The following is an 11,699-nucleotide window of genomic DNA, read 5'->3' on the forward strand; positions in this document are numbered from 1 at the left end:
CATTTAGGTCTTTCCCTGGTACAAACATCCTTTTAGAGTGATTCCCAGTTCAAGACTCGACCCTATGGCAAGTTCAACGGCCCCAAAAGAGAGTAATCCAAATCCCTCGTTCAAACTCCGTCGTCCTCCTTTATCCTTACGGCGGTTTAGTGCTTGGGTGGTGGAAGTGTCTATGGTGGTCGTCAGTGCAGCCGTTCCCTATGGTTTGGGGGACTATGCCCAAGATCGAGGGACTCAAACCCCAGTCCCTCTCAATGGGATGGTGGCTACGGGCCAAGAGGCGATCGCCAAAACCCTAGCTCTACAAATGAGCGATCGCCAAAACTCGGTTTCTCCCCTCACCAACCTGCTGTGGTCAGTGGCCTTGATTGCTCCGGTGGCTGTAGCTGGGTGGCAACTCTATCTTCTGGGAACCACCGGCCAAACCTCCCCAAAACGTTGGTTAGGGGTGCGCGTCATTTCCTTTAATGGTGGCGTTCCTGGCTTGGGCCGGGCCTTTGTTCGGGAGGCGATCGGGCGTTGGGGCCTGCCCATCGGCGTGGCCTATGCCATTTGGCGCTATAGCGGCGCTTTTCCCCAACTGGCCATTTTACTGGGCCTATCGGGTTTAATGCTCACGGTGGAAGTGTTTAGCGGCCTCTTTGACCGCTATTATCGTGCCTTCCATGACCGCATTGCGGGCACTTATCCCATCTCCGAACCCCTAACCCTCACCGATGCCAACCCCGGAGAAGACCCCCCCGGCGCTTTGGCCGTGACCCCGAAAACGGGGAAAGACGAACCGAGTTTATGGGCTTGGATGCAAACCCATCCCGGTATTACCCTGGTGACGGCCATTGGTTTAGGCTTGGGTTCGGTACTGGTGACGTTTGTGGGAACCCAAATTTTCATTCAGTCCCAAACCACTGTCCGGGAAGGAGATGCCCAGGATAATCAACTGTTTTTAGAGTTGGTGCAAAATCTCGATCGCTCGGTGGCTAAGTCCGACCAGAAACAGGCGATTTTAGCCTTGGGAACCCTCGAAGACCCCAAAGCCTATCAATTTTTGGTCGATTTATTAGTCCAAGAAACTGACCCTGGTTTAGTAGAGACCATTCAACAGGCCCTGTTTAGCATGGGGCCGGACGCTCTCCCCTATTTGCAACGGGCTAATCTCGCTCTGCAAAAGGATATGCAAACCTTGAGTCCGGGGAGCAACCAAACTCAACAGAATATTATTCGCTTGCGCCTGCGAGCTACAAAACAGGCGATGGTCAAAATTCTCACGATCGATCGCCAACAACCAGAGAACTTATCTTTAGCGCAAGTGGATTTAGGCAAAACCTCTGCCCCGGTTGCTTTTGTCGCTGTGATGGACAAAACTGACTTGTCCGGGATTAATTTCCGAGGCGCGATTTTATCCCAAGCCAGCTTGAAATGGAGTCGATTTTATGGGGCAGGGGGCGATCGCCGCTTGGGTACATTTGATGACCTGATTGCGGATTTGAGTGGTGCGGACTTAAAAGAAGCGGATTTAACGGGCGCACTGTTATCTAATGTCGCTATTCGCCGCACCAACTTAATTCGCGCCATCTTGAACAAAGCCAACTTAAATGAAGCCCGACTCACTGGCTCAAATTTCAGTAGCGCCCAACTAGCAGGCGCTACGCTGCAATCTGCTTTCCTAGAAACGGCCAGCTTTACGGGAGCCGACTTAAATGATACGAACTTCGCCTTTGCCAACTTACAAGGTTCGCGCTTGGGACAAGTTCAAGCTATCTCCAGTCAATTTAAGTTTGCTAATCTCACGGAAACGACCTGGGAAAATGCCAATTTATCTCAAGCGAATTTTAACAATGCCCAGTTAAAATCAGCCGATTTTACCCAAAGTCAATTAACGGGTGCAAACTTCAGTAATGCCCAACTCCAAAATGCTAACTTTACGGGCGCATTTCTAGTGAATACTGATTTTCAAGGGGCACAGTTAGCTGGAGCCAATTTTGAAGGAGCTGTTTTTGAATCGGTGGTTAAACCGGTTACAAAAGATGAATTTGTGGAAAAACAATCTCCCGTAACTTCCCCGAAAGGCTTTGCAGGAGTTGATTTTAGTGAGGCGCAAAATTTAGATCCAAAACAACTGACTTATCTGTGTTCCCAAGGGGCAATTCACCCGAACTGTTCTATGGAGAATTGAACGGGTATTCACTGTTAGAGTAGGGTGGCCTTAGAATCCCCCCTGTAAAATTCCTCTAAGGCGAAGCGCGATACATTACAGTTCATCCATCAGCGCTTTTTCGACCGTAACCAAGGTACTCATACTGCGTACCATCATCGCATGGGGAAAAACACAGAGTTTAACATTAGTTCCCACCGGCATTTCGGAACTTTGGGCCGGAACAATGACAAAATCGTAGGGAGTCCAAAGAGAACTAAATTTCACCTTCTCTAACTGCCATACATCCTGATTTAAATCGGCTAAAAAGTCACTCCCCGGACGCATTTGTACAGTGCCAATAAAGGGCAATAAATAGGCCATATACGTTCCATGATGGGGGGAAGCAATGGTAATAAACCGTTGAATCTTCTCCAGTCCGCCTAAGCGCTGCACATAATAACGACTGACTAAGCCACCCATGCTCAAGCCGATTAAATCAATGGGTTGATCGGGGGCAAAGTTTTGATCGACATAGGTTTTAATTTGTTGAGCCAGTCGATCTAATCCCACAACCGAGGTATTGGGAACGACATCAAATCGATGCACGTCCCATCCGCGCTCTTTGAGGTATTTCACCATGCGGTTAAATACATAGGCTTTGCGAAAAATGCCATGAATTAAGACCACAGGATTACGAGATTCTGACATAGATGGTTTTTCAATAATTGATAAAGTTTTAGTCAATTGGTAGGGTGGGCACTGCCCACCTTACTTTCTTTCCCGATTAAGATCGGGTTTGACATTGCCGTAATTGACTGTGCAATTCCTCCACGGAGGTTGCCGGTTTTTTACAGGACAGACCTTGACAAACCAAGGCGATCGCCCCTTCGGGTAATTCTGGAACCTTCTGGATCGTCACTGTCGGTAAATATAAACCCCGTAGCTGCTCTAGTTGCCCTTCTATAATCCGCACGAGGGTACAGTTGCGATACCAGTCTAGGGCAGAAAATAAACTGGGACAGGCTTGGGGAGATTTGGATAAAATGGTGCTAAAGGCGAGTAACCCTTGTTCAGCGCGATCGAAATAATCCAGGTTTTCAGTTAAGAGGAAGAGGCGCACTAAATTAGCCATGGCGATGCCGTTGGCTGCGGGAGTGGCATGATCTAAATAAGTGCGTTCTTGGATAATTAAATCATCACTTTTGGTACTGTTGTAATAACCGCCCAATTCAACGCTCCAGAGAAATTCATCAAATTCAGCTTGAATTGCGATCGCTTTGGCTTGTAAATCGGGAATCTCTAAACTGGGAGAACACCATAAACTGGCCTGCTGAATATCTAAGATTGCTTTAATTAAGAGGGCATAATCTTCCGCTTGGGCTAAAACGGCGGGTTCTCCCTCATAATTGAGCCGGTGACAGCGACCATTTACCCATTGATTTTCGAGGAGAAAATTGGCTCCCTGAATGGCTAGGTCTAGATAATCGGGACGTTGCCAAACTTTGGCGGCTGCGGCTAACCCGGATAACATTAAGCTGTTCCAGGATAAAATCATTTTGGTGTCGGTGACTGGGGGAATGCGGCCGGGCCAGGTTTGGGTTTTGGCTTCCTGGTTATTGCGAGCGGGGGGAAAGGTTTTCAGGGTGTCGATGTCGCTGCCATAGCGCAGGGTAAAGAGTTTACTTAATCCGGTTTCTAGGCTGTGGGAAAGTTGTCCTTTTTGGGTGCGCTGTAAGACGAGTTTGCCTTCAAAGTTCCCAGATTTGGTAATATCAAACTGTTGCTGAAGGTCTTGAAATTCTTCTGGAGTTAAATGGCTTTGTAATGTGCCATAGTCCCAGATATAAAAGTCTCCTTCTTCCGGTTCTAAGGCCGTGGATGAGGTGAAGTTATCGGCATCTTGGGCGGCCCAAAAATAGCCTTGGGGGTCGGTCATTTCTCGCTTTAACCAGGTGACAGTGGTGGCGATCGCCCGTTCCATAGCCCGATCCTGTACCCCCGCATCCCACAAATGAGCCAGATATTCCATAATCTGACCATTGTCATAGAGCATCTTTTCAAAGTGGGGAACCGTCCACGTGCCATCGACAGTGTAGCGGTGGAAGCCTCCAGCCACATGGTCGAAAATGCCCCCCAGCACCAGGTCATAACCCCTCTGAGCGCAGGTTTCTAGGGTATCCTGGGGGGGAGTCGTCCCAGCAAAACGGGTGGCTCTGAGGGCAGTTTCGGCGTAGGGAATCATGGGAAAACTGGGGCCTGTGTCCCGCGCTCTGAGGATACCGACGCTGGTCGAGAGTCCTTTCTGCAAGAGATCTTCACCCAATTCTCCGGTTGCGGGAATTGTCGCTGCTTGGTGTAGTGCTTCGGCGATCGCCTGTTTGCGACTGGCTAATTTTTCCCGTTCCTGGTCATAAAACAGTCGCAGTGCTTGCAACACTTGTAAAAATCCCGGCCGACCATAACGGGGTTCCACGGGGAAATAGGTTCCCCCATAAAAGGGAATTCGATCTTCCGGAGTGAGGACAACATTTAACGGCCATCCCCCTTGCCCCGTCATCATTTGCAAGGCTTGCATATAAATGCTATCCACATCGGGGCGCTCTTCTCGATCCACTTTAATGGGCAGAAAATTGGCATTCATATAAGCAGCAATTTCTGCATTACTAAAGGCTTCCCCTTCCATCACCGTACACCAATGACAGCTTGAATAGCCAATAGACAGAAAAATCGGTTTATTTTCCTGTTGTGCAGTTTGTAGCGCCTCATCACACCAGGGCCACCAGTCTATAGGATTTTCAGCATGTTTTCGGAGGTAGAGACTTCTGGATTGGGCCAAACGATTGGTCATTGATCTATGATGGGTGAATACAACAGCATGTTCTGCATTCTAACTCAAATTTCGAGAAAATAAGCTTTTCTAAAGACGGAATTAATGATGATAAAATCTATCGTATCGATTTTAGTTTTTAATGCTCTGATTGTTTTTCCTTCCGTAAGTTGGGCTAATCCGGTGGATCGGTTGCGCCCGGTTTATGAAAACATTTTACAAACCTATCCCCAGGAATTAGAGCAAGCCCAACAATTAGGCAATCCCCTATTTGAATTGGGAATCTTAAATAAGGCAGCAGCAGCTCATCAATATTTGGGTGACTTTGAGGAGGCGATCGCCCTCTACGAACGGGCAATCAAACTCGCCCGACAATTGGGGGATGAAGAGATGGAAGGGAGCCTTCTGTGGAGTTCATCGACTGCCCACAGCCAGCTCGGAGATGCCTATGGAATTGACTTTTTAGAATCTCAGTTAGCAGTTGCTCCTACTGCTTCGAGTCGTAAGGTGATTCTCAAATATTTGAGTTTGGCTTATCTGCAAGCTGTAGATTATGAAAAAGTAATTTTGCTGCGCCAAGAATATCTAGATATTGTGCGTCAAATTGGGACACAAAAAGAAGAGATTGAAGGACTCAATGATTTAGGGTTAGCTTATTTTGCCAATCGCGACTATCGTCAAGCTGTTCAGACCCAAGAACAAGCCTTAACCTTAGCAGAATCGGCACAATACGCACAACTTAAGGGCAGTATTTTAGTTCACCTAGGAATTAGTTATAGTTACAATAAACAACTGGAAAAAGCGCTAGAGAGCTTTGAAGAACTGTTAGCGGTGGGTGAAGCAACGGGAAATGATTTCCAAGTGGATCAAGCCCTAAAAGCGTTGAGCGAATATTATACCATTGAGCAAGACTACGAGCAAGCCCTCTCGTTACAACAAAAGCGCTTAAATCGGATTCGAGAACAAGATGATTTTACCTCCGAGTCTTTTGCCCTGCAAGATCTCAGCAATATTTACTATTGGTCAGGTAATTTAGAGCAGGCGATCGCGATTCAAACTCAAGCCCTAAATCTGCTCAACCAAGGATTTGAAGAACAACAGCAGGAAATTCCTACTGCTGCTGATGCTCTAGAATTTGCTCGTCTCTCTTCCCAAGCCATTGGTCAAGAACGATTGGGATTTTTACTGCTACAAGACCAAAAACTCGAAGCGGCAAAATCAAGACTTTATCAGGCAATGAAAGGTTATGATGCCCAGCGTAATGGGGTTCTATCGAATCTAAATTTTACGAATTTCTCTGAAGATGAACTGAAGATTTTTACTTACGATCAATCGACGGATATTTATCGCCTCTTACAGCAAATTGCGATTGCAGGAAATAAACCTCTGGAAGCGTTAGAACTATCGGAGGCGGGTCGCGCTAGAGCTTTGGTAGATTTGTTGGTAAGTAAATTAGGAACCGAACCCAGTTCTATGGTGGGTGAACCGCCAAATATTAGCCAGATTAAGCAAATTGCCCAACGGGAAAATACGACGTTAGTCACCTATACGGTGCAATATGAATATGGGCGTTTTTATCAACGGGGGCCGGGGGAATGGTTAACGTCCGATGTGCCGGAAAGAATGGCGACTGAATTATATGTTTGGGTGATTTCTCCGCAAGGAAAGATTGAGTTTCGCCAGGTTCCTCTGAATTTTAGTTTAGATGAGTTGGTGAAAAAAGCACGGGTGTTTATTACCCTGACGGGGCCATCTCGTCGCCGACTGCCTCCGGGAGAACCTCTGAAAGAATTGCATGAGTATTTGATTGAACCTATTTCCGATTTATTGCCTAAAGACCCGCAGGAGCGTGTAACGTTTATTCCCCAAGATTCTCTGCTTTTAGTGCCGTTTCCGGCTCTCCAGGATGGGAATGGGACGTACTTAGTGGAGAAACATACGTTAATGACTTCCCCTTCGATTCAAGTTTTAGATTTAACTCGTCAAAATCGCGATCGCAATCAAAATCAAGGATCGAGGGACAACCAACCCTTGGTGGTGGGCAATCCGACGATGCCGGAAATTGAGTTAGATGGGGGTAAAATTAGGGTGCAACTGGAGGATTTACCGGGTGCAGAACTCGAAGCCGAGGCGATCGCCGATTTACTCAATACAGAACCCTTAATTGGCCATCAAGCCACCAAACCGGCAGTGGTCTCTAAAATGCAAGCCACCTCTACGATCCATCTAGCCACCCATGGACTGCTCAACGATCGAGGTGGATTTTTGAGTTCCTTAGCTCTAGCTCCCACAACTGGCGATCGCGGTTTTCTGACGGCCAAAGAAATTGCCCAACTCTCCCTCAACGCAGAATTAGCCGTACTGAGCGCCTGTGACACGGGACGGGGAACGATTAATGGGGATGGAGTCATTGGACTCTCACGAGCCTTTGTCAGTGCCGGAGCCGAAGGGGTATTAGTCTCCTTATGGGCAATTCCCGATCAGCCCACCGTGATGGTCATGACCAACTTTTATCAACAAATGCAACAAGGAGAAGATAAGGCCAGCGCCTTGCGTCAAGCCATGTTATTGACTCAAAAACAGTTCCCTGAACCTCGCAATTGGGCGGCTTTTACCTTGATCGGTATGTCTGAATAACGTCAGAATTGAACCCCACTTGACTCCGGAAAAAGCTGTTCGTTTTAACCATCAAAGCTCCTGAATTTTACGCAAATTAACAGAAATAGGAAAACCGATTTAAATTTGATATAACAGAAAATAAGTGCCCAATTACAACAAGACCTAATCAGTACAGGATTGATGGTGGGAATCAAAATACGGCGTAAATTCTAAACTCTCTGGCGATGATGCACCAGTCTGATTTTCAAAAATGCAGCTTTCAAGCCGATGAGTGGATTAATTTTCATCCTCTCACCCTCGAACCTCAGATGCTATTGTCAGAGGCGATCGCCCATTGGCAACACTACCAAAATTCCCAAAACCTAGACCATCAGCCATCCCTAGCGTGGGCGATCCAAGACCAACGTTTAGTCGGACGCTTACATCTATCTTCTTTGCTTCCCTATCTGAGTGGGCTAGAGAACCCTCAGAACCTAACCGTCGCGCAAGTGATGGAACCCGAAGGGATAACCCTAGAAATTGCTGACTGGGGAACATTCAGCACTCAGGATAATTTCTCAACCCCGATCGCCTATTTTCAGCAATATCGCCTCACCCATCTCCCTTTAGTCACCCCCACCCATGAATTGATCGGTGTGGTTGCTCTCTCCACTTTATTCGAGTACCTGAGTGATAACCCCAGAGACAAACCCCCCGCACCCTCCCCAACCCATTTCGATCAAACCTTTGCCCAAGCCGTCATTGGTATGGCTCATATTGACCTAAAAGGCAACTTTATTGAAGTCAATCAGAAATTTTGCGATTTAGTCGGCTATTCCAGTTCAGATCTGATTCATCACTCTTTTTTTGAACTCATGGTTCCTCAAAATATTCAGAGTTCAGAGCGTCGTAATTATGCACAAGTAACTCGACGTTACTTAGATCGGCTGTTAAATGGCACATTACCCTTTATCACCATCGAAAATAGTTATTTGCGCCACTCTGGAGTTCAGAGTTGGGTCAATACAACCATCTCATTAGTGCGTTCTACGTCTGGAGAACCGGCTTACTTTCTCAGTGTGATTGAAGATATCAGCGATCGCAAGCTCCTAGAACAAAAATTACATAGTTCTGAAGCGGAACTGCGATCGGTGTTTGCTGGCATGACCGAACTGGTTTTAGTCATGGATTATGAAGCAGAAGTCGTTAAAGTTTCCCCCACTTGTCCAGCCCTCTCTTTCCATCAATCCTACGATCTCCTTGGCGAAACCATTAATCAAATTATTTATGGAGACTACCGTTCAAAGTTGATTGGTTATTTACAACAAGTCTCCAAGCAAAACAAAAGCATCGATTTTGAATATTACCTAACCCTATCGACACAGACCTTTTGGTTTTCCGCCACCCTATCCCCCATGCCGGACAAAAAAGTTATTTTTGTCGCTCGCAACATCACCGAAAGAAAACACAATGAAGAACAACTCAGGCTTCTACAAAGAGCCGTAGAAGTTTCGGATAATGGGATCATCATTAGTGAAGTTCAACGCTCTCATATGCCCATTATTTATATTAATCCCGCCTTTGAGAAAATCACCGGTTATTCTGCCAATGAAGTTCTGGGAAAGCCGCTTTTTTTTCTCTATGAAAAAAGCCTCTATAAATCAGAATATACGGATATAAAAAGACAAATTCGCAACGAAAACTTTTTCGAGGTAACTTGCCAAAGCTATCGTAAAAATAGACAGCATTTTTGGAGCAATCTCTCCCTGTATCCCTTGCGAGATAAAACAGGAAAACTCACTCACTATGTCATGCTCCAATCTGATGTCACAGAACGCATTGCTGCCGAAGAAGCTTTGAAAAAAAGTGAAAAACGTTGGCAATTAGCCCTGAAAAGTAATAATGATGGGATTTATGATTGGGATTTAGAAAACAATAGTATATTTTATTCGGCTCGATGGAAAGAAATGCTGGGATTTTCCGATTCAGAAATTAGCGATCGCCCCAGTGAATGGATGACTCGTTTACATCCCGATGATTTTGAACAGGTGATGTTTACCAATCTAGATTATCAGGGCAGTCCAAACAATCCCCTATTTACCATTGAATATCGGATGCGCTGTAAAGATGGCAGTTATAAATGGATTTTAGACCGGGGACAAATTTTGTACGATCGTTATGGGGAAGAAGTCCGAATTATTGGCTCCTATACTGATATTACAGAACGAAAAGAATCGGAAGAAAAACTGCGAGCTTCCCAACAACGCTTAGAATTTTTAGTCGATCAAACCCCTTTAGGAGTGATTGAATGGTCAATTGATTGGCAGATTGTAGAATGGAATAAGGCAGCCGAACGAATTTTTGGCTATCGTCGTCTAGAAATTTTATCCTCTTGCCACAGCTTTGAGATTTTATTTGCTGAGTCCAAAAAAGAGCAAGCTGATGCCTTAATCCAAGCCTTAGAAGCCGAAGAAGATACCACCTATGCCATTTGTGATAATGTGAGGCGATCGGGAGAAAAAATAGTTTGTGAGTGGTATAATACGGTGTTAATGGATCGCCAAAATAATGTGATTGGATATGCCTCCATGATTGCTGATATTACAGATCGCAAGCAAGCAGAAAAAGCCTTAATTCAGGCGAAAGAGGCAGCCGAATCAGCCAATCAAGCGAAAAGTAGCTTTTTAGCCAACATGAGTCATGAGCTGAGAACGCCATTAAATGCCATCTTAGGATTTACTCAACTCATTGACCGCAGTCCCGATCTAAGCTCAGTGCATCGCGAGCAATTGCAGATTATTAATCGCAGTGGCGAGCATTTACTCTCCTTGATCAATGATATTCTAGAAATGTCAAAAATTGAAGCAGGAAAAATCACCCTCAACGAGAGTGTATTCGATCTATGGACATTGCTAGATACCCTCAATGAGATGCTGCAAATTAAAGCAGACCACAAAGGATTAAGTTTAGCCTTAGTGCGCTCTCCTCAAGTACCCCAATATGTGGAGGGAGATGAGAGTAAATTGCGTCAAGTGCTGCTCAATCTGTTAGGCAATGCGATTAAATTTACACAACAGGGAGAGGTAAAATTAGTGGTCTCGGCGATCGCCTCCCCAGAAAATCGCCCCCTCCGAGTCACCTTTGAAGTTAGCGATACCGGCCCGGGAATTGCCCCAGAAGAGCTAGAAACCCTATTTGAACCCTTTGTGCAAACTGCCGTCGGCCGACAATCTCAACAAGGAACGGGTCTGGGATTACCCATTAGTCGTCAATTTGTCCAACTCATGGGCGGAGAGATTCAGGTAGCCTCTCAAGTGGGGGTTGGCAGTCAATTTACCTTTGATTTACTCCTCCAACCCATTAAGGATCGACCCCACAGTTTCCCAATCTCCAGTCGAGTGATTTATTTAGCGCCCAATCAACCCACTTACCGCATTTTAGTGGTGGATGACTCCCCAGATAATCGCCTACTCCTAGAGGCTTTGTTACAAAGTGTCGGTTTTGAGGTGAAACAGGCCAGCAATGGACAAGAGGCGATCGCCCTTTGGGAAACCTGGAACCCCCATCTGATCTGGATGGACATTCGGATGCCTGTTATGGATGGACTCCAAGCCACCCAATATATAAAATCCCATCCTCAAGGGCAATCCACAGTCATTATCGCCCTCACGGCCAGCGCCTTTACCGAAGAGCGCCAGCAAGTCCTGGCCATCGGCTGTGATGACTATATCAGTAAACCCTTCCAAGACGAAGAGTTATTCCAGACCATGGCTAAATACTTAGACCTTACTTATGTTTGTGATTATACAGCGAACCGCCCCCCATCCTCTTCCTTCTCCGATTCCCTAGAAACCGTCTCAGACTCGACCCTACAGTGGGAGTTAATGCCCCAAGCGTGGTTACAGAACCTCTATCAAGCCGCGATCGAAGCCGATGCAGAATTAATCTTACAACTGATGGAGGAAATTCCTGAACCCCAGCAAAACCTAGTTACTTATTTAAATGATTTAGTCGATAATTTTGAGTTTGAAGTGATTACCCAAAAAATAAGTTCAGTGTTATATTAATAAAAGAGAATTTTTACAGTCAATAACTTCCTCTTGGATCGATCGAAATTTTCCTCAGAGTTTTATCCACCCA

At 45.9% G+C, this 11,699-nt stretch carries 5 protein-coding genes; 3 read left to right on the top strand and 2 right to left on the bottom strand.

Annotated features, from left to right (window positions below; genetic code table 11):
• Window positions 1-64 precede the first annotated feature (64 nt).
• Window positions 65-2,173 (top strand): pentapeptide repeat-containing protein, encoded by a 2,109-nt coding sequence (locus PJF56_RS11410; protein ID WP_283762796.1) that lies wholly within the window; start codon window positions 65-67, stop codon window positions 2,171-2,173.
• Between the two features lie 75 nt (window positions 2,174-2,248).
• Here the strand turns inward: PJF56_RS11410 and PJF56_RS11415 are convergent, their stop codons facing one another.
• The gene (locus PJF56_RS11415) at window positions 2,249-2,842 is read right to left on the bottom strand and encodes an esterase/lipase family protein (RefSeq protein WP_283762797.1); all 594 of its coding nucleotides are present in this window, start codon (window positions 2,840-2,842) and stop codon (window positions 2,249-2,251) included.
• A gap of 76 nt (window positions 2,843-2,918) precedes the next feature.
• Complete coding sequence (locus PJF56_RS11420) at window positions 2,919-4,982, bottom strand: thioredoxin domain-containing protein (protein WP_283762798.1); 2,064 nt, start codon at window positions 4,980-4,982, stop codon at window positions 2,919-2,921.
• A gap of 87 nt (window positions 4,983-5,069) precedes the next feature.
• Between PJF56_RS11420 and PJF56_RS11425 the strand changes: the two genes are divergently transcribed.
• Both PJF56_RS11425 and PJF56_RS11430 read left to right on the top strand, forming a co-directional pair.
• Window positions 5,070-7,598, top strand: coding sequence for a CHAT domain-containing protein (locus PJF56_RS11425; RefSeq protein ID WP_283762799.1), 2,529 nt, complete (start codon window positions 5,070-5,072; stop codon window positions 7,596-7,598).
• Between the two features lie 209 nt (window positions 7,599-7,807).
• Window positions 7,808-11,626 (top strand): PAS domain S-box protein, encoded by a 3,819-nt coding sequence (locus tag PJF56_RS11430; RefSeq protein ID WP_283762800.1) that lies wholly within the window; start codon window positions 7,808-7,810, stop codon window positions 11,624-11,626.
• Window positions 11,627-11,699: the final 73 nt, after the last annotated feature.

It is taken from the genome of Roseofilum halophilum BLCC-M91, assembly GCF_030068445.1.
Lineage (GTDB): Bacteria > Cyanobacteriota > Cyanobacteriia > Cyanobacteriales > Desertifilaceae > Roseofilum > Roseofilum halophilum.

What these genes read in the sequence shown, in the direction of transcription:
- PJF56_RS11430 (WP_283762800.1), top strand. Translation starts at nt 7,808, where the DNA reads ATGCACCAGTCTGATTTTCAAAAATGCAGCTTTCAAGCCGATGAGTGG.
- PJF56_RS11415 (WP_283762797.1), bottom strand. Translation starts at nt 2,842, where the DNA reads ATGTCAGAATCTCGTAATCCTGTGGTCTTAATTCATGGCATTTTTCGC.
- PJF56_RS11420 (WP_283762798.1), bottom strand. Translation starts at nt 4,982, where the DNA reads ATGACCAATCGTTTGGCCCAATCCAGAAGTCTCTACCTCCGAAAACAT.
- PJF56_RS11410 (WP_283762796.1), top strand. Translation starts at nt 65, where the DNA reads ATGGCAAGTTCAACGGCCCCAAAAGAGAGTAATCCAAATCCCTCGTTC.
- PJF56_RS11425 (WP_283762799.1), top strand. Translation starts at nt 5,070, where the DNA reads ATGATAAAATCTATCGTATCGATTTTAGTTTTTAATGCTCTGATTGTT.